The following is a 21783-nucleotide window of genomic DNA, read 5'->3' on the forward strand; positions in this document are numbered from 1 at the left end:
TCAGACTCCGTTAAGAAATGCCCTCGATACTCTGCCCAAACCTACTGGGGAGACGTTATCCAATGGCCCATTTCGACTGGCACCTCTCTTTACCGCTTCACTTCGGCCAAGCCGAGTCCTCGCAGATGAATCTGCTCAGGGCCTTGCCCGGCGACACGCTGCGCGCGGTGTTCGAAACCTTTGTCCAGCAACGTTTTCGCCAGGCACATGGTGCTGACATTCGTCATTTCATGCCGGAACTGTTTGGCGTAAGTAGCGCGTCTGGCGAACTTTGCGCCGTCGCCGGTGTGCGTCTGGCCAAGACTGAACCCTTGTTTCTGGAGCGGTATCTGGACGCGTCGATTGAAGCGCTGATCGGCACGGCAGCCGAGCGCACCGTCGAGCGCACCGGCATCGTCGAGGTGGGCAATCTGGCGGCCAGTGACAACGGCAGCGCACGCCTGAGCATCATTACCCTCACTTATCTGCTGGCCACGGGCGGCCTGGAATGGGTGGCCTTTACCGGCAATATCGGGCTGGTCAACAGCTTCCATCGCCTGGGATTAAAACCGCTGACGCTTTGCGCCGCCGACCCCGAGCGGCTGGGCGCTGACCGCCACAGTTGGGGCAGCTATTACGACAGCAAGCCCTGGGTGCATGTAGGCAACATCCGCGCAGGCTTTGTCCATCTACGCAATATCGGCGTGTTCAACCGCCTGGGGTTGCCCACATCGCTTGAGGAGGCCACTTATGTCGCCTGAAATGGAGCGTTTCAAGGAGATCCTGCGCAGCCACGCTGAATGCACGCCACACACCACCGCCCTGTGGGGCGATCAGTTGAAGCTGGACTACGCCACCCTGTACGCCGAGCTTAACTATCGCCAACAGCGACTGCGCGATGAGGGCATCAAGGTGGTCGCGCTGGCGCTGGACAATGGCGTCGAAGCGATGCTCTGGGATCTGGCCACGCTGTTCGAAGGGTTGACGTGCCTGACGCTGCCGCCGTTTTTCACCCCGGCTCAACGCAAGCATTGCCTGGAACAAAGCCAGGCAGAGCTGGTGATTGCCGAACCGCAACTGGAGGCAGAACTGCAAACCGCCGGTTTCGAGAAAACCGGCGAGTTCTGGCGCAAAAACCTCAGCGGTGCGTCCGGCTTACCCGAACACACCGCCAAACTGACGTTTACCTCGGGAACCACCGGTACCCCCAAAGGCGTGTGCCTGAGCGCCGAGAGTATTTTGAGGGTTGCCCGCGAGCTGTATCAGGCCAGCCAACCCAACGATCCACGGCACCACCTCGCGGTGCTGCCCCTGGCAATCCTGTTGGAAAATATCGGTTGTTATGCCGCCCTTTATGCCGGCGTCACCCTGAGCCTGCCAAGCCAGAGCGTGTTGGGGATTCAAGGGGCCAGCGGCGTCGACGTCCCGCAATTGCTCGGCTGCCTGGCCGCTCGCGCCCCCGAAAGCCTGATTCTGGTGCCGCAGCTTCTCCTGCTGCTGGTCAACGCTGGCGAACAAAAAGCCTTCAATCCTCAAACCCTGCGTTTTGCCGCCGTGGGCGGTGCGCGGGTTTCAGAAGAACTGCTGCACCGTGCGCACACCCTCGGCATGCGTGTCTACGAAGGCTACGGCCTGTCGGAGTGTGCGTCGGTGGTGTGCCTCAACCACCCCGAGGCCCATCGTCCCGGCAGTGTCGGCAAACCCCTGCCTCACGTAGAGGTACGTCTGGCTGAAGATGGTGAAGTGCTGATCAAGGGTTCTACCTTGCTCGGTTATTTGGGCGAGCCCGCTGGCGTCGATCAATGGTGGTCCAGCGGCGATCTGGGCGAATTTGACGCCGACGGTTTCCTCTATCTCAAGGGGCGCAAAAAGCATCAATTTGTCACCAGCTTCGGGCGCAACGTGAATCCGGAATGGGTCGAGGCCGAACTGACCCAACGCCGGCATATTGCCCAGGCCTTCGTCTACGGCGAAGCCATGCCAAGCAACCATGCGCTGCTGTGGCCCCATCGCCCCGATTGCACCGATGACGAACTGGCGGCCGCGGTGGCCCAGGCCAACGAGGCCCTGCCCCAATACGCCCAGGTCCATCACTGGACCCGGCTGCCTCAACCGTTCACGCCCGCGAATGGTCTGCTGACCGCCAATGGCAGGCCGCGCCGCGACGCCATTGTTGAGCGTTACCAGGCGCAATTGACTGTATCGACCCCTTCCGAGGTATCCGCATCATGAGTTTTTTCGACACCCTGCAAATCGCCACTCAAGCAGAACGCAACGAGCTGTTCACCCTACCGGTCATCCGCGATGCCCTTGAGGGCAAGGTCAGCCTGGAGAGCTATCGGGCGTTTCTGACCCAGGCGTACTACCACGTACGCCACACTGTGCCGTTGATGATGGCCTGTGGCGCGCGCCTGCCGACGCGCCTGGAATGGCTGCGTGAAGCAGTCTGTGAGTACATCGAAGAAGAATACGGCCATGAAAAATGGGTGCTCAACGACATCCAGGCCTGTGGCGGCGACAAAGAGGCGGTACGCGACGGTCATCCGTCCCTGCCCATCGAGTTGATGACCAGTTTCCTCTACGACCTGATCGCCCGGGATAACCCGGTAGGTCTGTTTGGCATGGTCAACGTCCTCGAAGGCACCAGCATCGCCCTTGCCACCCACGCCGCCGGGGCCATTCGCGATCGCCTTGAGCTGCCGGAAACCGCCTTCAGCTACCTCAGCTCCCACGGTTCCCTGGATATCGGGCACATGCAGACTTACCGCCGACTGATGGACAAACTGCAGGACCCGAGTGATCAGGCGGCGGTCATTCATGCCTCCAAAGTGGTCTACAAACTCTACACCGACATGTTCCGTGGCTTGCCGCGTGACGGGGAGAGCCTGCATGCGCCTGTCTGAGGCTCGCGTGGTCTTGACCGGCGCCAGCGGCGGCATTGGCGCGGCGATTGCTGACGCACTGTGCGCCAACGGCGCCCAGGTGCTGGCCGTCGCCCGCCACCGCGAGTCGTTGGCGCCGGTGCTCGAGCGCTATCCACAGCAGGTGTTCTGGATTGGCGCCGACCTGACGTTCCTGGCAGACCGTCGCAAGGTGCTGACCGCTGCGCAGGCAATGGGCGGTATCAACCTGCTGATCAACGCCGCCGGGGTCAATCACTTCGCCATGCTGGAGCAGCTCGAGGACAGCGATATCAACGCCATGCTGGCAGTCAACATCAGCGCGCCTATCTGCCTGACGAAAATCCTCCTGCCACTGCTCAAGCAGGCCAGCAGCGCGATGGTCGTCAACGTTGGCTCCACCTATGGCTCGATTGGCTACCCCGGCTACGCCAGCTACTGCGCAAGCAAATTTGCCTTGCGTGGATTTTCCGAAGCCTTGCGCCGTGAGCTGTCAGACACCCGCGTGGGTGTGTTGTATGTCGCGCCACGCGCCACCAGCACCCCCATGAACAGTCCGGCCGCGCAGGCGCTCAACGACGCCCTCAACGCGAATGTCGACGACCCTCAAACCGTGGCCTCGGCCGTGATCCGCGCCATTGCCGGTGACCATCGCGAGTTGTACCTGGGCTGGCCGGAACGGTTTTTTGTACGCCTCAACAGCCTGCTGCCCAACCTGATTGACCGAAGCTTGCGCAAGCACCTACCCCTGATCCGTCGCCTGAGCCAAAAGACTGACAACGAGGACCTCAATCCATGAAAAACACCCTCTGCTTGCTATTACTCGGCGCGTTGAGCCCGGCCGTCTGGGCCCTGGACGCCGCTGACCAGCAACGCCTCAACGACATCCAGCAGCGCTGGGCGCATATTCAATACGAATTACCCGCCGACCAGCGCGCGGCGAAGTTCGAGCAACTCGCCACCCAAGCCAGCGCGTTTACCCAGGATCGCCAATCCGTCGCCGAGGCCTGGATCTGGTCCGGTATCGTCACCAGCAGTTGGGCTGGCGCCCAGGGTGGGCTCGGCGCGTTGAGCAAGGTCAAGGAGGCGAAGATCGACCTGGAAAAAGCCCTCTCCCTGGACCCCAAAGCCTTGCAAGGCTCGGCCTACACCAGCCTCGCCGCGCTGTATGATCGGGTACCGGGCTGGCCTATTGGTTTCGGCGATTCGGACAAAGCACAACAATTGCTCGAGCAAGCATTGCAACTGAACCCAGACGGCATTGATAGTCTGTACTTCTGGGGCGATCACCTTTACCGTCAAAAACGCTACCCCCAAGCCAGACAGGCGCTACAAAAAGCCCTGCAGGCAGCCCCGAGGCCAGGCCGTGAAACCGCTGACGCCGGGCGCCGCACGGAAATCGAAGCGTTACTGCAGCACGTGAACCAGAAACTCGACTGACAGGAGTCCGTGTGCGCTTACTACTGATCGAGGATGACATGGGCCTGGGCGAAGGTATTCACCAGGCCCTTACGCGCGAGGGCTACACCGTCGACTGGTTGCAGGACGGCAGCAGCGGTTTGCACGCACTGCTCAGCGAAACGTTTGATCTGGCCGTGCTCGACCTCGGTCTGCCACGAATGGACGGGCTCGACGTCCTGCGTCGCCTGCGTGACAGTGGCTCCAACCTGCCGGTCCTGATCCTCACGGCCCGGGACGCCACCGAGGACCGTATCGCCGGCCTGGATGCCGGAGCGGATGACTACCTGATAAAACCGTTCGCCCTCGCAGAACTCAAAGCCCGGATACGGGCCTTGTTGCGACGCAGCGCTGGCCGGGCCCAGATGGTGATTGAGCACGCGGGCATCAGCCTGAACCCCGGTACCCAGCAAGTCAGCTATCTGGGCGAGCCCGTGGCCTTGACCCCCAAGGAGTATCAGTTACTCCATGAACTGCTTTCCCCTCCTGGCCGGGTCATGACCCGCGATCAACTGATGCAGATACTCTACGGCTGGAGCGAGGAGGCGGAAAGCAACACGCTGGAGGTGCATATCCATCACCTGCGCAAGAAGTTTTCCAGCCAGTTGATCCGAACCATCCGTGGTGTCGGCTATCTGGTGGACGAACGCCCATGACCTCCATTCGCCAGCGCACGCTCACCTTGATTCTTGGCCTGCTGTTCCTCGGTCTACTGATCATGACCGCCGTCAACCTGCATGACAGCAATCATGAAATTGACGAGGTCTACGACGCCCAACTGGCGCAAAACGCGCGTCTGTTGCAAGGCGTGATGCGCATGCCAATGGCCAGTAAGGAGCAAGCAGAGCTGTACCAGGCGTTCAATCAAGCGCTGGGGCTTGCCGTGCCTAAGGTCGATGGCCATCCGTATGAAAGCAAGATCGCGTTCCAGGTCTGGAACTCGGACGGCACGTTGCTGGTTCACACCGCCAGCGCACCCGCGTTTACCTCACCACCGAGCAAGGCCGGTTTCAGCGCCATCACGGACGTCAACAACCGAGCATGGCGCGCGTTTGTCTTGGAGGATGCGCAATATAATTTGAAGATTTGGGTGGGCGAGCGTGACGACGTGCGTGACGATCTGGTGAATCGGATTGTCCGCCATACGGTGTTGCCCAATCTGATTGGCTGCGTGCTGCTTGCCGCAGTGATCTGGCTGGCGATTGGCTGGGGCTTGAAACCCCTGGTCAACATGGCGCAAACCCTGCGTGCGCGGCATCCAGGCTCGCTTGAACCCTTGCACTTGAATCCATTGCCCACTGAACTGGAGCCCATGCAGGCGGCCCTTAACCGCGTGCTCGCACAAATCCAGGAGGTCATGGGACGCGAGCGGCGTTTTATCGCCGACGCCGCCCATGAGATGCGCACACCGTTGGCGGTGCTTAAAGTTCACGCAGAAAACCTGAAGGACGCCGCTAGCGAGGATGATCGACGCGCGTCCCTTGAGCACCTCATGGCAGGTGTCGACCGTACTACCCGACTGGTCAATCAACTACTGACGATGGCCCGTATTGAACCCCGCACCTCCGCCCTTGAGGCGCCAAAAACAGATCTGGTGGCGACAGTCCGGGACAGTCTGGTGCAGATGACACCCTGGCTCTTGAGCAAGGAACTTGAGCTGGTGTTCGACCCTGTCGAAGAAGTCGGCCTGGTCAAAGTCGACACCGGGATCATCCAGATTGCCTTGAACAATTTGGTGAGCAATGCGGCAAACTTTTCCCCGCCTGGAGGGCTCATCACCGTCGGGCTGGCCAAACACCACGATCACTACGAGTTGAGTGTCGAAGACCAGGGGCCGGGCATTGATGAAGCAGAACGTGATCGACTGTTTGAGCGCTTCTACAGCCGTGGCAATGACCACGGCGCAGGCCTGGGCCTGACCATCGTGCAATCCATCGCAAATCGCCTGGGTGGACAGGTCCGCTTGGAAAACCGGCCATCGGGTGGTTTACGGGCAACCTTTGAGTTTGCCCGGCTTTAGGTCGGTGCATGCCCGTAAAAGCATTTGGCCAAGCCCACTCGCCCGACTGCTGAGCTGATATCATCGAAAGATCAACGCGCCGAGTAAACCGCATGAACCGTCGTAAAAAGATCAATCAGTTATTAAAAGCCAACGCCAAAAAGGCCAGTGCCAAACTGGCCCCCAAAAGCAAAGACAAGTACATCAGCAAGGCCGACCGCTTGAAGCTGGAAGCGCAGCCGCCTCAGGACCCGACAACTTCCCCTGACACGCCCAACTGATTCAGGGCACTCTACGCCGGCGCAACAGTCTGCTATCAGACACCCACACTCGCCCGGCGGAGCTTCCCATGATGATTGTTCACCACCTCAACAACTCACGCTCGCAGCGCATTCTCTGGCTGCTCGAAGAACTCGGCCTGCCCTACGCGCTCAAGCGCTACCAGCGCGACCCAAAAACCAACCTCGCACCACCAGAGCTCAAGGCGATCAACGCACTGGGCAAATCGCCGGTGCTTGAAGATGGCAGCCGCGTGGTGATCGAGTCCGGCGCCATTGTCGACTACCTGATCCGCCGCCACGGCCAGGGTCGCCTGCAACCCGACCCGGCCACGGCCGCCTACGACACCTACGTGCAATGGCTGCACTTTGCCGAAGGCTCGGCCATGCTGCCGCTGATGCTCAACCTGTACGTCGGTCGCCTGGGTGATGCCGGTGCGCCGTTGCATCCGCGGATCGAGTCGGAACTGGCCAACTACCTGGGTTACCTGAACGACGCCCTGGCGCAGTCACCGTACCTGCTGGGTGAGGAACTGAGCGGTGCGGATATCCAGATGAGCTTCATTGGCGAAATCGCCAAGGCCCAGGGCAAGCTGCCGGCGTACCCGAACCTCGCGGCGTGGGTCCAGCGGTTCCAGGCCCGGCCGGCCTATCGCAAGGCGCTGGAACAGGGTGGGGAATACGCGTTTGCCCAGTGAATCATCGGGCGTTTGACTGCCCTTCCAAAGCCGGCATAATTGCCGGCTTTTTTCGGGACGTCTCCATGCAACGGATTGTAATTCTGGGCAACGCCGGCAGCGGCAAATCCACCCTCGCCCGCGCCCTTGGCCAGCGTCTCGGCCTGCCCGTGGTGCACCTGGACACCCTGTTCTGGGAACCCAACTGGGTCGAGACCGACGCCGAACAATTCCGCACGCGGGTACGCGAAGCCGTTGCGTCGGACACCTGGGTGTGTGAAGGCAACTACGCCCGACGCACCTTCGACCTGCGCCTGCCCCGTGCCGACCTGATCATCTGGCTGGATACACCGCGACTCACCTGTTTCACCCGGGTACTGATACGCAGCGCCATGAAACGCCCTCGCGCGGATCGGCCCGTGGGGTGTACCGACAAGCTCGACCGGGAGTTTCTGACCTTTTTGAGTTTTGTATGGAATTTTGATCGCGGCTATCGGCCGGGTATCGAGGCGATGCGCCTGGCAGTGGGGCCGGATGTTCCGACAGTGCATTTGCGCGGTAACCGGCAGGTGGCAGATTTTCTCGACCGCTTGCCCGGCCTTGCCATCGGCGTGTGATAACGTGCGCCCAGGCCCACCGTGCAGGCACGTGCCCCATGTCCATCGCCGATAATCTGCTCGCCTTTACCCTCGCCGCCACCCTCCTGACCCTCACTCCCGGGCTCGACACCACGCTGGTGTTGCGTACCGCGACGGTGGAAGGCAAGCAGCAGGCATTGCGTGCGGCATTGGGTATCAATGCGGGCTGTTTCTTATGGGGCGCGGCGGTGGCCTTTGGTTTGGGTGCGTTGATCGCGGTGTCGGAGGTGGCCTTCAACCTCTTGAAGTACTGCGGCGCCGCTTATCTGGCCTGGCTGGGCCTGAATATGCTGCTGCGCCCACGCACCTCCCTGACGGTCGGTGAGGCTCATGCCCAACCCGGCACCCGCTGGTTCTTGAAAGGCATGCTGGGCAATGTGCTCAATCCCAAGATCGGGATTTTCTATGTGTCGTTCCTGCCGCAGTTCATTCCCCAGGGCCATTCGTTGATCGCCTGGACATTCGGCCTGGTGAGCATCCATGTGGTGCTCGGCATGGCGTGGTCGTTGACCCTGATCGGCGCCACCCAGCCACTGGCCGCAGTGCTGCGCCGGGGCAAGGTGATCACCTGGATGGACCGCAGCACCGGCCTGCTTTTTGTGCTGTTCGCGGCCCGCCTGGCATTGAGCAAACGCTAGTCAGGGCTTCGACGAAGATCAAGGTGGGCGCTGTCGAGCCCCTGGATCACTGCGGCTTCGGGGCCGTCATGTACTGGCTGAAGTTGTTGATGTGATCATCCAGATTGTCTTCCAGCATCATCCGGTACTGCTCACAGAAGTACTTCAACATCGCTTCCCGCGCCTCGGCCATTTCCGCGCCGGACTTGAAGTTGCGCGCACTGGCCCAGGCGTTGAAACGGGTGGTGCCGAACATCATCGAGGCACTGACCTGGCCCAGGTTCTCGAGGGTTTTCAGTTGCTCGTTCGACAGTTCGATATGCGCGTCGGCGCGGTCGTAGAAGGCTTGGTCGGTAGCGTCTGGCATGGTGGAACACCTGGGTTGGATAAATGAGTCATTGAAACATTTGCGGCAGGCAAGACCCTAGACCGAGTTCGTCGCCTCCAGCAACTGTGTGATCCAGCGCACCTCTTGCGCCAGTTCCTGCACTTTCTGTTCGGGCAACGCTTGTCGGGCCTGGGCCAACTGATCCAGGGTACGTTGCTTGTAGCGCAGCAGGCGTTGCCATTTGGCCAGGAACGCCGGGCTGCGGGCCTGCATCTGCAGGGGCCCGAAGTACAGCTGCTCGGCGCTGTAGCTCACCGGCCCGCTGCGCTCGGCGACGATGATTTCGTAGTCGAAGCGGTTTTCCCGGAGCAGTTCCTCGCAGAGGATGCGATAGCCGTTGTCCATCAGCCACAGGCGCAGCGGTTGTTCGCCGCCGTTGGGTTGCAGGATCAGGCGTTCCCGGCCACTGAGATGCGCCTTGCCGCGCTCGAGGATATCGCGGATGGTCTCGCCGCCCATGCCGCAGATGCTGACCGCGTCGAGCAGGTCGGCCGGTTCGATAGCCGCCAGGCCATCGGCCAGGCGCACGTGGATGTGCAGTTCGTGGCTGTTGTCGCACACCGTGCGCTGGGCGGCGCGGAACGGCGTCAACGCCACCTCGCCGGCCACTGCCGCGACAATCGCGCCACGGTTCATCAACGCCACCGGCAGGTAGGCGTGATCCGAGCCGATATCAGCCAGGCGCGCGCCGGCCGGTACCTGGGCCGCCACGCGCTCCAGGCGCTTGGACAATGTGTTGTGGTTCAACTGCTGTTCCTTTTCGCGGCACTTTTGCCCTCAGTGCGGGCGCGCATGATGCGCGGTGCGCGCCGCAGGGTAAAGCACCGCCGTCGGCGCCCGCCAGGCGAGCGCCTTGTACAGGTCCACGGCATTGCCATAGGACACGGCCTGCGCCTGGGCAATGGCCTGGCGCAGGCTGAGCAGCTCGCGCAGAAAGCGGTTGCAGCAAAGATCGGGCAGGACTATAAAACCTCAACCTAACTTTAGGGCAACCCCCATGGCAGCAGAAAAGAACCCGGACGGTGTGCGCTCCCTCACCATCGGCGAGGTGGCCAGGCGCAGTGGCGTACCCATCTCCACCCTGCACTTCTACGAGTCCAAGGGCTTGATCGCCAGCACCCGCAACGCCGGCAACCAGCGGCGCTTCCCGTCGCTGGTGCTGCGCAGCATTGCGATTATCAAAGTGGCGCAACGCACCGGCATTCCGCTGGAAGAGATCAAACGCGCCATGGGCCGCTATCCGCCGAACAGCAAATTGACGGCCGCGCAATGGGGAGAAATGTCCTCGGCCTGGCGCGACAACCTCAACGAACGCATCCGAACCCTGGAAGCCCTGCGCGACAGCCTGGACAACTGCATTGGCTGCGGCTGCCTGTCGCTCAACGACTGCCCGTTGCGCAACCCCGGCGATACCTTGAGCCAGGAAGGACCGGGGCCGAGAATCCTCGAACGCGCCGCTACCGCATCTGAAATGCAATCCTCCAAACCCTGAAGATCAAGGTGGAAACTGTCGAGCCTTGGCGAGGCTGCGATGGCGGCGGTATTGCTGGGGTTGATGTTGGCTGAACTACCGCTATCGCAGGCAAGCCAGCTCCCACCTTGGATCTTCAGCACATTGAGTACCGTATGCATCCTGCGGTAGCAGTGAAATGCAATCCTCCCCCCCTGAAGATCGAGGTGGGAGCTGTCGAGCCCCAGCGAGGCTGCGATGGCGGCGGTATTGCTGGGATTGATGTCGGCTGACCCGCCGCTCTCGCTGGCAAGCCAGCTCCCACATTGGATCCTCAGTACATTGAGTACCGTATGCATCCTGCGGTGGTAGTGAAATGCAATCTTCCAACCCCTGAAGATCGAGGTGGGAGCTGTCGAGCCCCAGCGAGGCTGCGATGGCGGCGGTATTGCTGGGATTGATGTTGGCTGACCCACCGCTATCGCAGGCAAGCCAGCTCCCACCTTGGTTCTTCAGTACATTGAGTACCGTATGCATCCTGCGGTGGCAGCTGAAATGCAATCTTCCAAACCCTGAAGATCGAGGTGGGAGCTGTCGAGCCCCGGCGAGGCTGCGATGGCGGCGGCATTGCTGGGGTTGATGTTGGCTGACCCACCGCTATCGCAGGCAAGCCAGCTCCCACCTTGGTTCCTCAGTACATTGAGTACCGGATGCATCCTGCGGTGGTAGTGAAATGCAATCCTCCACCCCCTGAAGATCGAGGTGGGAGCTGTCGAGCCCCAGCGAGGCTGCGATGGCGGCGGCATTGCTGGGATTGATGTCGGCTGACCCGCCGCTATCGCTGGCAAGCCCCCACATTGGATCTTCATTGCCTTGGCAGGTCGGTGCTGACTACGCCGATGACACTTTTGAAGTAAGCCGCCCCGGGCACTTTCCTGATAATCGAACGATTACTGACGAAATGCCGAGGCCCCGCCATGACGCGTGCATCCACCGAACAGGTCCCGCCGCAAACCCTGAGAAAAGTCATCGTCGCCGCCGGTATCGGCAACTTTGTCGAGTGGTTCGACTTCGCCGTGTATGGCTTTCTCGCCACCACCATCGCCCAGCAGTTTTTCCCCAGTGGCGATGCCAGTGCGGCGTTGCTCAAGACCTTCGCGGTGTTTGCCGTGGCCTTTGCCTTTCGGCCTCTGGGCGGAATTTTCTTTGGCATGCTGGGTGATCGCATCGGCCGCAAGCGCACCCTGGCGATGACGATTTTGCTGATGGCCGGGGCCACGACCCTGATCGGCCTGCTGCCCACGTATGCCGCGATTGGCGTCACGGCGCCGATCCTGTTGTCGCTGATCCGTTGCGCCCAGGGCTTCTCCGCCGGCGGTGAATACGCCGGCGCCTGCGCCTACCTGATGGAGCACGCGCCCAGCGATAAACGGGCGTGGTATGGCAGCTTTATCCCGGTATCGACCTTTGCCGCCTTTGCCTCAGCGGCGGTGGTGGCCTATGCATTGGAGGCTTCGCTGTCGGCCGAAGCCATGGGCAGCTGGGGCTGGCGCCTGCCATTCCTGATCGCTGCACCGCTGGGCCTGGTGGGCCTGTACCTGCGCTGGCGGCTGGATGAAACCCCGGCGTTCCAGGCGGTCGAGCAGGAGCACGCGGTGGCCCACTCGCCGCTCAAGGAAACCCTGCGCAACCATGGCGCGGCAATCTGCTGCCTGGGCGCTTTTGTGTCGCTGACGGCGCTGTCGTTTTATATGTTCACCACCTACTTTGCCACGTACTTGCAGGTGGCCGGTGGTTTGAGCCGGGCGACGGCGTTGCTGGTGTCGCTGATTGCGCTGATCTTCGCTGCGGCGATATGCCCGCTGGCCGGCTGGTATTCCGACCGGGTCGGGCGGCGCGTCACAGTAATGACCGCCTGCGGGCTGTTGATGGGGGTGGTATACCCCTCGTTCCTGATGGCCAGTTCCGGCTCGTTCGCCGCGTCCATCATCGGCGTGATGCTGCTGGCGGTGGGCGCGGTATTGTGCGGCGTGGTCACGGCCGCCCTGCTCTCGGAGACCTTCCCGACCCGCACGCGCTACACCGCCTCGGCGATCACCTACAACATGGCCTACACGATCTTCGGCGGCACCGCGCCGCTCGTGGCGACCTGGTTGATCAGCACCACCGGTAGCAACCTGTCACCGGCGTTTTACCTGATTGCCGTGGCCTTGCTCGCGCTGGCCGGCGGCCTGGCCTTGCCGGAGACCTCGCGCATTTCCCTGCACGACGCGTAAGGCGCGAACCTTTCTTGCGCAAACACCGTCCGAGCTAGGGCATCGATGCTTTTCGCCCGCTCGGAGGTTTGTGTTTGAAAGCTGCCATCGTCAAAAAGTACCGCCTGATTATCAAGACCATGGGCTATGTCGGCTGGGCACTGTTCTGGCTGCTGCTGTGGGATATTGCGGTCACCGTGGACTTCATGCTGTTCCTCAACGCCAAGATCAACCTGCCGCTGATGCCCCTGACGCTGCTCGGCTCGGCGCTGGTGGTGCTGATCAGCTTTCGTAACACCAGCGCCTATAACCGCTGGTGGGAGGCGCGCACGCTGTGGGGCGCGATGGTCAATAACTCACGCAGCTTTGCGCGGCAGGTGCTGACGCTGCTGGATGACCCCGACAACGAGGTCAATCCGATCAAGTCGACCTTGCTGCGCCGCCACGTGGCCTATGTGAATTGCCTGGCGTCGCACCTGCGAGGCGAGCCGTGCCCGGAGGAAGTGCGAGCATTTATTCCTGGGGATGAGTTCGCGCGCAACGGCGCTACCAACAACTTTGCCAACGATATCCTCACCGGCTCCGCGGCCCTGCTGGCCCACGAATACAAGGCCGGGCGCCTGGACAGCATTCGCCTGGCGCGGCTGGAATCAACCATGGTCGATCTGTCCAACAGCCAGGGCGGCATGGAGCGCATCGCCAACACACCACTGCCCTACCCCTATGTGTATTTCCCCCGGCTGTTTATTTCGCTGTTCTGCCTGATCGTACCAGTGGGGCTGGTGGAGTCCCTGGGCTGGTTCACCCCACTGGCATCCACGGTGGTGGGTTTTATGCTGCTGGCCATCGAACGCATCGGCACCGACCTGCAAAGCCCGTTTCGCTCCAGCGAGCACCAGATCCAGACAGAGGCCATCTGCGAAACCATCGAGAAAAACCTGCAGTCGATGCAGCGGGATTCGTTGGGGGATGTTCGCAGGGGCCATTAAAAAGCCTGCATGTTTCGAGCATATAGATAATAATGAGTCGCATTAAACATTTCGTTTATCACAGTGCGCTCTTCCCCGCAGAGTGAGCGTCGCATTAATCAGAAGGATCTCTATGCAAAGCTTTTACCTGCACTCGATGCGCCTGCTGGGCGCACTTTTTTTGCTTGCCTGTACGCTAAGTGCCCAAGCCGCCACCGATGAAACCGACCATTCGGCCACCTTCGAAAAAAACCACCAGTCGTACGTGATCAATGCCGATGGCAGCTTTGTCCAGATGGTTGAGTTGGTCACGCGGATCAATGAAGAGCGAGCGATCAAAGACAACGCACAGCGTTCGCTGAGCTACAACCGCTCCCTGGAAAACCTCGAGGTGCTTGAAGCCTTCACCCAAAAGCCCGACGGCCGCAGGTGAAGGTGGGCGCCGAGCAGATCAAGGAACAACAGGAGACCGCCTCGTCCGAGGCGCCGATGTTCCAGGACTCGCGGGTCAAAGTGGTGATATTTCCAGAGGTAGCGGTCGGTGACCGGCTGGTCCTGCGCTACCAGCGCCAGCGCACCACTGCCCTGTTCCCGCAGCAGTTCGAAGACTTCTACGTGCCGGACTTCTACGATGCCGAGCAGTTGAGCCTGAGCTACGACTTGCCAGCCGACAAGCCGCTGTTCGTCGATGCCCGGGGCTTCAAGGCCAGCACCCCGGCCGCGGCTGCCGGGCGCAAGGTGTACCGTTGGGACTACGTACCACAGGAAAAGGCGCGCATGGAAACCGGCGCCGTGTCCTACGTCGATTACGGCCAATTCCTCGCGGTCTCGACGTTCGCCAGCTACAAGGACTTTGCCCAGGCCTATGAGGCCAGGGCCCAGGTCGAAGTGACGCCGGCCATTGCCGCCCTGGCCAAGCAACTTACGGCCAACCTGAGCACCCCGCGCAGCAAAGCCCTGGCCCTGAGCGACTGGGTTCGTAAGAACATTCGTTATGTAGCGGTGTATGTCGGCGCGGGCGGCGTAGTACCGCACCCAGCCCAGGCCGTGCTGGACAACCGCTATGGCGACTGCAAGGACCATGTGGCCCTGCTGGAAGCCATGCTGCGCGCGGTAGCGATCGAGAGTTCGCCGGTGCTGGTCAACCTGGGTAACAGCTACACCCTGGCCAAAGTGCCCACCCTGGGTGTGCTCAACCATGCGATCACTTATGTGCCGGCCCTGGATCTGTATCTGGACTCCACCGCCACAGCCATTGCCGCGGGCTACCTGCCGATCCCGGTGCTGGGCAAGCCAGTACTGTTGACGCAGTCCGGCGAAATGGCCAAGACCCCGGCCGCGCAAACCGGCAAGGTCACCAACGACCTACTGTTCAAGGTCGACAGCAACGGCGCGGCGGACTTTGTGCATGCCACCACCGTGGAAGGCTGGGGCTCAGAGTTCAATCGCTACCTGCTCAATGCGATGAAACCGGCTGACCGCGACTCGATGATCCGCAACGTCCTCGGCTGGTACGGGCAAACGGGCCAGGGCACGTTTAAAAGCGACTCCTTGCAGGATGAAGTCAACCCGTTCAAGAACACCCTTGAAGGGCGCACCGACAACCTGGTCAACCTGCCAGGCCCGACCGGCGTGCCGGCGCTCAGCAGCCTGGTCGGCGGCATTGCGCAGAACGTGTTTGCCTTCGCCTCGGAAAAAGACCGCACCCAAGAGTTCGGTTGCCTCTCGGGAGAAACCCAGGAGCAGGCCCGTTTCGAGTTCCCCAAGGAAGTCACCGTCCTCGCCGTGCCCAAGCCACAGTCCCTGCAACAGGCCGGTTTTGACTACCAGGCCACCTACGCCAAGGAAGGCAACACGGTGCTGATCACCCGCCACTTCAAGTTCGCCCATGCCAATACCGTGTGCAGCCCCGAGGACTTCAAGGCGATGAAGCCGGTGATCGAAAGCATGGTCACGACCTGAAGAGCCAGATCATCGTGCAGACGCTGTAACTCCCAAGGTCATGCCGGCTGGTGACTGGTCACGCAGTGAATGCCACCACCGCCGGCTGCAATCGCGTCGATATCCAGTTGCACCACCTTGCGTCCCGGATAGAGCCGGGACAGTAAGTCAAAGGCCTTGCGGTCAGCGGCCTTGTCGCCAAACTGCGGCGCAATCACCGCGCCGTTGATCACGAAGTAGTTGATGTAGCCGGCGGCATAGTCCGGGTTATCCCGACTGAACCGGTTGCGACGCGGGTTCAGCGGTGGCGAGACCGTGTGTATTTGCAACGGCCGGCCATCGGCATCGCTAGCCTGCTTGAGCATGTCCAAGTGGGCCAAGGTCACCTGGTGGTCGTAGGATTCAGGGTCGGTGTCCAGGTTGGCGATGACCACGCCCGGCGAGACAAAGCGTGCGTAAAAGTCGACATGGGCGTCGGTAATGTCCTTGCCCTTGATACCCGGCAACCAGATGATCTTGCGCAAGCCCAGTCGGCTCTTCAGCTCAGCCTCGACGTCGGCCTTGCTCCAGCCGGGGTTGCGGTTGGCATTGATCCAGCTACTTTCGGTCATGATCCCGGTGCCATGGCCATCCACTTCGATGGCACCGCCCTCGCCCACCAGTTCGCTGCGGATGTAAGTTGCGCCTGCCAGCTCGGCAACGTGAGCCGCCAGTTCGGCATCGTCGGCGTGCTGCTGCTTGTTACCCCAGCCGTTGAAGTTGAAGTCCACTGCGCCCAACTGGCCATTGTCATCCACGACAAAGTTGGCGCTGGTGTCACGCATCCAGATGTCATCCAGCTCGGCGTGTACGAAGGTGATGTTACGGGTGCCGCATTTTTCTTCGGCCAGCTCACGCTCATCTTCGCGGCAGAACACCGTGACCGGTTCGTACTCGGCAATCGTACGAGCGATACGGCCCAGGGCGTCCTGCACAGCGGGGGTGAAGTCCTGGTGAATCGCCTCCTGGGCGCCAAAGGCGATAAAGGCGCGCTGGTGTTTCTCGCCCTCATCGGGCATGAACCAGCGGCCTTGGACCGCCGCGTAGACGGGCAGCCCCATGGACGCGGCGGCGCCCAGGCCGGCCACCACCGCGGCCTGTTGGATGAATTGGCGACGTGTGCTCATGTGTACCTCTGGGTTGACCGTCATTGACCGATAGCCGTCTTGAACTTAGTCCAAACCCGCATGCGTGCGCGCATATCGGCCTGGGGAATATCCTGCCCGGCCACCAGTCGTTTGAAGGTGGCGTCGTCCGGGTAAATGTCCGGGTTGTTGCCCATGGCGAGATCGACGCTGGCGCGGGCCTTGGCATTGGCCGTGGGGTAGCCGGTGAAATTGCTGATGGCCGCCATGTTCTCTGGGCGCATGACAAAGTTGATAAACGCGTAGGCGTATTCCGGATGCCGAGCATCCACGGGGATGGCCATGGTGTCCATCCACACCGTCGTGCCCTCGCGGGGGATGTGGTATTGGAAGCGCGCCTTTTTACCCGCCGCATCCGCCGCCCGCTGCGCCTGGGTCATGTCGCCGCTGTAGCCCAGGGACAGGCACAGGTTGCCATTGACCAGGTCAGTCACCGGTTGCGACTGAAACTTGCGGATATACGGCCGCAGTTTGAGCAACAGGGCGCTGGCCGCAGCCAGGTCCTCAGGCTTGGCACTGCGCGGTTCGCGCCCCAGGTAGATCAGCGCCACGGCCAGTACTTCGTCGGGCGAGTCGATCAGCGAGATGCCGCAATCGGCAAATTGGCGAGCCAGTTCCGGCTTGAATAACAGGTCCAGGCTATTGACCGGCGCATTCGGCAAGCGCTGTAGGATTTGCTCGGTGTTATAGGTCAGGCCAATCGTGCCCCAGGTATAGGGCACTGTGGCCTGATTGGACGTGCGGTAATGGCTGCGCAGTTGTTGCAGGCCCGGCTCGATATCCTCCAGCGCCTCAAGTTTTGCCGGATCCAGTGGCTGCAGGCTGCCGGCGCGCATCAAGCGCTCGCCCACCGTATCGCCCGGGAAGATCAGGTCATAACCACTGCCACCGGCCATCAGCTTGGCCTCCAGCGTTTCGCTGCCATCCATCACGTCATAGATCACCTGGATCCCGGTTTCGGCAGTAAAGCGCGCCAGGGTGTCCTCGGCAAAATAGTCGGCCCAGTTGTACAGGCGCAGGATCTTTTCATCGGCCTGTACCGTCGGGATGACGATGCTCAGGGCCAGGGTGCAGTGGATCAGCTTCATGTCATACCCCTTGGGTCTGCCAGCGTGGATGCAGGTGGCGACCGTCCTGGGTCAGTAAACCGCCATACATGTCAGGGCGGCGGTCGCGGTAGATGCCCCAGGTCAGGCGTTCTTCGGCCATGGCCGCCAGGTCCAGGCACTGGAGCAGCACACCGCTGCCGGCGCGGTCGGCCTCGGCCAGCAGCGCGCCTTTGTGGTTGCAGATAAATGACGAGCCGTAGAACTCCATCTGCAAGGTTGAGTCGCTGCTCGCCACTTCCCGACCGACACGATTGGCCGCCACCACCGGCAGCAGATTGGCGGCGGCATGCCCGCGCATGGTCATCTGCCAGTGATCACGGGAGTCCAGGCTGGCACAACCCGGTTCGGAGCCGATGGCAGTGGGAAACAGCAACACCTCGGCGCCCAGCAACGCCAGGCAACGCGCGGTCTCGGGGAACCACTGGTCCCAGCAGATGCCCACGCCGAGGCGGCCGAACGCGGTGTCCCAGACCTTGAAGCCGGTGTCGCCGGGGCTGAAGTATTCCTTCTCTTGATAGCCAATAGCGTTGGGGATATGGGTCTTGCGATATACCCCCAGCAGTTGCCCGTCGGCATCGGCCACACTCAGTGAATTGAAGTAGGCGTTGCCGGCCTTTTCGAACCAGCTCAGCGGCAGCACTACCCCCAACTCCCTGGCCAGCGCGGCGAAGCGCTTGAGCACCGCGCTGTGGCGGTACTCTTCAGCCAAGGCCAGGTGCTTGTGTTGTTGTTCGATGCAAAAATACGGCGTGGCGAACAGCTCTTGCAGCAGGATGACCTGCGCGCCCTGGGCCGCCGCTTCACGCACCCGTTGTTCGGCCTGATCAAGGTTGTGTTGCAGGTTCCAGGTGCAGGGCATCTGGGTGGTGGCAATGGTCAGCTGGCGCATGGCATCACTCCTTTACCGGCCAGGCTGGCTGCTGCTGGGTGATGCAATGCACACCGCCGCCGCCATGGGCCAGGTGGTTGATGCGCACCGGCACCACCACACGATCCGGGAATACCTGGGCCAGCACATCGGCAGCCACCTGGTCCGCCGCGATGCCATAGGCGGGCATGATGATCGCGCCGTTGGCAATATAGAAGTTGGTGTAGGAGGCGCAAAACACCTCGGCGTCGGTATCCACCGCCTCGCTGGCCTCAAAGAGTTCGATCAACTCGAACCGGCGGCCCTTGGCATCGGTGGCCAATTCCAGGGCGCGGCGGTTTTCCCGTGCGACCTCGGCGTACACCGAACCCTGGTCGTGCGTGGCATCTACCAGCAGCACGCCGGGGCGGGCAAAGGCGCACACGCCATCGACATGGCCATCGGTCACATCCCCGGTGACATGCTGCGGGTCGCCTGGCAACCAGATGGTTTTTGTCACCCCAAGCCAGCGCGCAAAGATCGCCTCCATTTCGGCCTTGCTCATGCCCGGGTTGCGATTGGGGTTGAGCAACACCGACTCGGTGGTGATCAACGTGCCCTCACCGTCCACATGAATCGCCCCGCCTTCATTGCTCAACGGCGTGCCAAAGCACGGCAGGCCCAAGTGGTTGAGGGTGCGCCGAGCGAGGCTTTCATCCAGGTCATAGGCTGACTTGCCGCCCCACGCGTTAAAACGCCAGCTCACACCGGCCAAGCCCAATTGCGGGTGGCCAATAAAGCTGGGGCCGGAGTCGCGGCACCAACTGTCGTTGACCGCCAGCGTGATCAGTTCAATGTTGGGGCCGCACAGGGCTTTGGCCGTGTCGAGTGCAGAAGGGTCAACCACCAGCTTCACCGGCTCGAACCGCGCGATGGCATTGGCGACCCGGGCAAAATCCGCCTGCACCTGGGCCAGCGTTACGCGCCATCCCGACTCCCAGAGCGCCTGGTTATGGGGCCAGACCATCCAGGTCGCAGCATGCCTGGCCCATTCCGCCGGCATCCTCCAGCCGCTGTGTGGCATCTCGTTCTGCAGCATGACAACCCCCTTCTGAGTTAAGCCTTTGTGTTCACCAAAAACGGCGTACACGCTATGGGGATCCATGCTACGTTTGGCCAAACCGCCAAACAAACGATGGATTTTGCAGATAAATGATTAGAAAAACTTATCAGCATGCTTAAACACTGGCCGCCCCTTGGGGCACTGCGCGGCTTTGAAGCGGCGGCGCGGCTGGGCAGTTTTCACAAGGCTGCCAACGAACTGCACCTGACCCAATCGGCCATCAGCCAGCAGATCCGTAGCCTGGAAGCGTACCTGGAACAGCCGCTGTTCTTTCGCAACGGGCGCAGCGTCGCCCTGACCGATGCCGGCCATGATTTCCTCAGCACCACCCAGGCCCTGTTACAGCAGTTGTCCGTGGGTGTGCGCCGGCTGGGGCAGTACCGCAAGGCCAATCAACTGGTGCTCAACACCACCCCAGCCTTTGCTCGCCACTGGCTGCTGCCGCGTCTGGCCGACTTCCGCCGGCACCACCCGGACGTGGATTTGTGGCTGTTCAGCACCGACGAAGTACCCGACATGGCCACCCAGACCATCGACCTCGCCGTGCGCGATGACATCAGCGCCCAGGCCGAGTGCAGCTTCAAAGTGCTGCATACCGACCGCCTGTATCCCGCCGCCCACCCCAGCGTACTGGCCCTGCCCCGCGAGCAACGCACCACCCTGCATGGCGAGCGGGAAATGGATTGGAGCCATTGGGCGGTGGAAGCCGGGATTGATGTCGGCCAGCAGGACCAGGGGCTGAATTTTTCCGACCCCGGCCTGCTGCTGGACGCGGCCTGCGGTGGCCTGGGGATCGCACTGGTCAGCCAGTTACTGAGCCAGCACGCACGCGAAAATGGCCTGCTGCACCCCTTGGTCGACGCCACCATTCGCGGCCCCAACTGGGCCTTGCTGACCCACCGCGACAGCGAAAGCGACCCACTGGCGCGCAGCTTCAGCCAGTGGTTACTGGACAACCTGGCACAGGGTGCCGCACATGAGTGAAGGACTGGAGGACATCCTGGCCGAGCGCCTGGCGGTGATTTTTTGCGGGATCAATCCGGGCCTGCTGGCGGCCGCGCAGGGCCATCACTTTGCCGGGCGTGGCAACCGCTTCTGGCGCACCTTGCACCTGGCCGGGTTCACTGCGCATCAAGTGCTACCTGAGGATGACCGGACGCTGCTGCAGTACCACTGCGGGCTGACGACCGTCGTGGAACGGCCAACGGCGCGGGCCGATCAATTGTCGCGGGATGAATTCAAGGCGGCGGCCAACGGGTTTGAACACAAGATCCGCCGTTATGCACCGCGCCATGTGGCGTTCCTGGGCAAGGCGGGTTATTGCGCGCTGTCGGGGCTGCGCGAGGTGGCGTGGGGGCTGCAACCGCAGACACTGGGGGATGCTGCCGTGTGGGTACTGCCCAATCCCAGCGGGCGGAATCTGGCATTTACGTTGGAGCAATTGGTGCAGGCGTATGGGCAGCTCTATTTGGCAGCATTCCCTGGAAGCCGCGCTGCTTGCGCCCGTTCAGATAGCGGCATGCTGGGTGGCAGCAACGACAGCACATAAGCCATGCGCGACGCACTCCCCAGGTTCACGATCAATGTGAACGGCGAGTCGCTGAACTCAAACACCAGATTAAAAGTGCCATAAGCACTGCGCACATCCACCCGCGACACATCGCACAACGGCCGTTGCTTCTGACGTAAAACCCGGTAAATCATCTGCTGGCCATCAAGACGAAATACCGGGTTGAGGCTGTTGGTGGCCAACGCCACCCAAGGCACCCTGCGCAACCCGACAAAACTGGCCAATACCGGAATCGCCTTGCCATCAATGCCAGTACCGGGGGCATAGGCAGGAGCTACCGACTTGGGTTTGCGCAGCTTCTTGAACAGCCAGTACATGAACCAAAACGACAGCCCCTGGCCGATAACCACCACCGCGCCGAAGGCTAAATCCAACCAGCTGATATTCATGGTTTTTCCTTAA

24 protein-coding genes and 1 pseudogene are annotated in these 21783 nt (G+C 61.6%); 18 read left to right on the forward strand and 7 right to left on the reverse strand.

The features are described from left to right. The first annotated feature begins 62 nt into the window (after positions 1-62). The 11 genes from PSH73_RS17490 to PSH73_RS17540 all read left to right on the forward strand — a co-directional run bounded on the left by PSH73_RS17490 (position 63) and on the right by PSH73_RS17540 (position 8567). Complete coding sequence (locus PSH73_RS17490) at positions 63-740, forward strand: thermostable hemolysin (RefSeq protein WP_305461091.1); 678 nt, start codon at positions 63-65, stop codon at positions 738-740. Then, positions 730-2211 carry an AMP-binding protein gene (locus tag PSH73_RS17495; RefSeq protein ID WP_305461093.1) on the forward strand — a complete coding sequence of 494 codons (1482 nt, stop codon included), beginning with the start codon at positions 730-732 and terminating at the stop codon, positions 2209-2211. The genes PSH73_RS17490 and PSH73_RS17495 overlap by 11 nt, the downstream gene beginning before the upstream one ends. Then, on the forward strand, positions 2208-2882 hold the full coding sequence (locus tag PSH73_RS17500; protein ID WP_057438586.1) for a TenA family transcriptional regulator: 675 nt from the start codon (positions 2208-2210) through the stop codon (positions 2880-2882). Before PSH73_RS17495 ends, PSH73_RS17500 begins: the two co-directional genes overlap by 4 nt. Beyond that, on the forward strand, positions 2869-3678 hold the full coding sequence (locus tag PSH73_RS17505; protein WP_120733639.1) for an SDR family oxidoreductase: 810 nt from the start codon (positions 2869-2871) through the stop codon (positions 3676-3678). The genes PSH73_RS17500 and PSH73_RS17505 overlap by 14 nt, the downstream gene beginning before the upstream one ends. Beyond that, positions 3675-4319 carry a tetratricopeptide repeat protein gene (locus PSH73_RS17510; protein ID WP_057960197.1) on the forward strand — a complete coding sequence of 215 codons (645 nt, stop codon included), beginning with the start codon at positions 3675-3677 and terminating at the stop codon, positions 4317-4319. Before PSH73_RS17505 ends, PSH73_RS17510 begins: the two co-directional genes overlap by 4 nt. Before the next feature lie 11 nt (positions 4320-4330). After that, positions 4331-4993, forward strand: a complete 663-nt coding sequence (locus tag PSH73_RS17515; protein ID WP_057438583.1) for a response regulator — start codon at positions 4331-4333, stop codon at positions 4991-4993. Continuing rightward, positions 4990-6357 carry an ATP-binding protein gene (locus PSH73_RS17520; RefSeq protein WP_169990199.1) on the forward strand — a complete coding sequence of 456 codons (1368 nt, stop codon included), beginning with the start codon at positions 4990-4992 and terminating at the stop codon, positions 6355-6357. Before PSH73_RS17515 ends, PSH73_RS17520 begins: the two co-directional genes overlap by 4 nt. 92 nt (positions 6358-6449) lie before the next feature. Continuing rightward, the gene (locus PSH73_RS17525; RefSeq protein WP_081044286.1) at positions 6450-6617 is read left to right on the forward strand and encodes a DUF2986 domain-containing protein; all 168 of its coding nucleotides are present in this window, start codon (positions 6450-6452) and stop codon (positions 6615-6617) included. A gap of 68 nt (positions 6618-6685) precedes the next feature. Then, the gene (locus PSH73_RS17530; RefSeq protein WP_057438581.1) at positions 6686-7312 is read left to right on the forward strand and encodes a glutathione S-transferase family protein; all 627 of its coding nucleotides are present in this window, start codon (positions 6686-6688) and stop codon (positions 7310-7312) included. Between the two features lie 65 nt (positions 7313-7377). After that, a complete protein-coding gene (locus tag PSH73_RS17535) occupies positions 7378-7908 on the forward strand; it encodes an AAA family ATPase (RefSeq protein WP_057438580.1) in 531 nt (176 codons plus the stop codon). A gap of 38 nt (positions 7909-7946) precedes the next feature. Beyond that, positions 7947-8567 carry a LysE family translocator gene (locus PSH73_RS17540; RefSeq protein ID WP_198830868.1) on the forward strand — a complete coding sequence of 207 codons (621 nt, stop codon included), beginning with the start codon at positions 7947-7949 and terminating at the stop codon, positions 8565-8567. A 46-nt stretch (positions 8568-8613) separates the two neighbouring features. On the opposite strand, the gene PSH73_RS17545 is transcribed toward PSH73_RS17540, so the two are convergent. Both PSH73_RS17545 and PSH73_RS17550 read right to left on the reverse strand, forming a co-directional pair. Continuing rightward, a complete protein-coding gene (locus PSH73_RS17545; RefSeq protein ID WP_057438578.1) occupies positions 8614-8913 on the reverse strand; it encodes a DUF3144 domain-containing protein in 300 nt (99 codons plus the stop codon). Positions 8914-8970: 57 nt separating this feature from the next. Then, positions 8971-9681 (reverse strand): tRNA (adenine(22)-N(1))-methyltransferase TrmK, encoded by a 711-nt coding sequence (locus tag PSH73_RS17550; RefSeq protein WP_115128651.1) that lies wholly within the window; start codon positions 9679-9681, stop codon positions 8971-8973. On the opposite strand from PSH73_RS17550, the gene PSH73_RS17555 reads away from it, so the two are divergent. From PSH73_RS17555 to PSH73_RS17575, 5 genes and pseudogenes are all read left to right on the forward strand, one after another. Beyond that, positions 9673-9915, forward strand: a complete 243-nt coding sequence (locus PSH73_RS17555) for a hypothetical protein (protein ID WP_305461097.1) — start codon at positions 9673-9675, stop codon at positions 9913-9915. The genes PSH73_RS17550 and PSH73_RS17555 overlap by 9 nt on opposite strands. A 16-nt stretch (positions 9916-9931) precedes the next feature. Further along, the gene (gene soxR / locus PSH73_RS17560) at positions 9932-10426 is read left to right on the forward strand and encodes a redox-sensitive transcriptional activator SoxR (protein WP_170059675.1); all 495 of its coding nucleotides are present in this window, start codon (positions 9932-9934) and stop codon (positions 10424-10426) included. Positions 10427-11361: 935 nt separating this feature from the next. Next, on the forward strand, positions 11362-12660 hold the full coding sequence (locus tag PSH73_RS17565) for an MFS transporter (RefSeq protein ID WP_057438575.1): 1299 nt from the start codon (positions 11362-11364) through the stop codon (positions 12658-12660). A 74-nt stretch (positions 12661-12734) separates the two neighbouring features. Next, on the forward strand, positions 12735-13628 hold the full coding sequence (locus PSH73_RS17570) for a bestrophin family protein (RefSeq protein ID WP_128592910.1): 894 nt from the start codon (positions 12735-12737) through the stop codon (positions 13626-13628). A gap of 112 nt (positions 13629-13740) precedes the next feature. Next, positions 13741-15598, forward strand: a pseudogene (locus PSH73_RS17575) (DUF3857 domain-containing transglutaminase family protein). A 9-nt stretch (positions 15599-15607) separates the two neighbouring features. On the opposite strand, the gene PSH73_RS17580 reads toward PSH73_RS17575, so the two are convergent. The 4 genes from PSH73_RS17580 to PSH73_RS17595 are packed head-to-tail and all read right to left on the reverse strand — an operon-like array spanning position 15608 to position 19787. Then, the gene (locus PSH73_RS17580) at positions 15608-16714 is read right to left on the reverse strand and encodes an agmatine/peptidylarginine deiminase (RefSeq protein WP_305461102.1); all 1107 of its coding nucleotides are present in this window, start codon (positions 16712-16714) and stop codon (positions 15608-15610) included. Positions 16715-16734: 20 nt separating this feature from the next. Beyond that, entirely contained in the window at positions 16735-17820 is a 1086-nt protein-coding gene (locus tag PSH73_RS17585) for an extracellular solute-binding protein (protein ID WP_057960255.1), read from the reverse strand. A gap of 1 nt (position 17821) precedes the next feature. Next, positions 17822-18730 (reverse strand): N-carbamoylputrescine amidase, encoded by a 909-nt coding sequence (gene aguB, locus PSH73_RS17590; RefSeq protein WP_057960256.1) that lies wholly within the window; start codon positions 18728-18730, stop codon positions 17822-17824. A 4-nt stretch (positions 18731-18734) separates the two neighbouring features. Next, the gene (locus PSH73_RS17595) at positions 18735-19787 is read right to left on the reverse strand and encodes an agmatine/peptidylarginine deiminase (protein ID WP_057960257.1); all 1053 of its coding nucleotides are present in this window, start codon (positions 19785-19787) and stop codon (positions 18735-18737) included. Positions 19788-19922: 135 nt separating this feature from the next. On the opposite strand from PSH73_RS17595, the gene PSH73_RS17600 reads away from it, so the two are divergent. Together PSH73_RS17600 and mug are read left to right on the forward strand one after the other, a co-directional pair. Beyond that, entirely contained in the window at positions 19923-20795 is an 873-nt protein-coding gene (locus tag PSH73_RS17600; RefSeq protein ID WP_057438570.1) for a LysR substrate-binding domain-containing protein, read from the forward strand. After that, the gene (gene mug / locus PSH73_RS17605; RefSeq protein WP_169989660.1) at positions 20788-21360 is read left to right on the forward strand and encodes a G/U mismatch-specific DNA glycosylase; all 573 of its coding nucleotides are present in this window, start codon (positions 20788-20790) and stop codon (positions 21358-21360) included. Before PSH73_RS17600 ends, mug begins: the two co-directional genes overlap by 8 nt. Here the strand turns inward: mug and PSH73_RS17610 are convergent. After that, positions 21276-21770: a hypothetical protein gene (locus PSH73_RS17610; RefSeq protein ID WP_169960227.1), complete on the reverse strand. Its 495-nt coding sequence runs from the start codon at positions 21768-21770 to the stop codon at positions 21276-21278. The genes mug and PSH73_RS17610 overlap by 85 nt on opposite strands. Between the last annotated feature and the right edge of the window lie 13 nt (positions 21771-21783).

Source organism: Pseudomonas sp. FP2294, from assembly GCF_030687625.1.
Taxonomy (GTDB): Bacteria; Pseudomonadota; Gammaproteobacteria; order Pseudomonadales; family Pseudomonadaceae; genus Aquipseudomonas; species Aquipseudomonas shahriarae.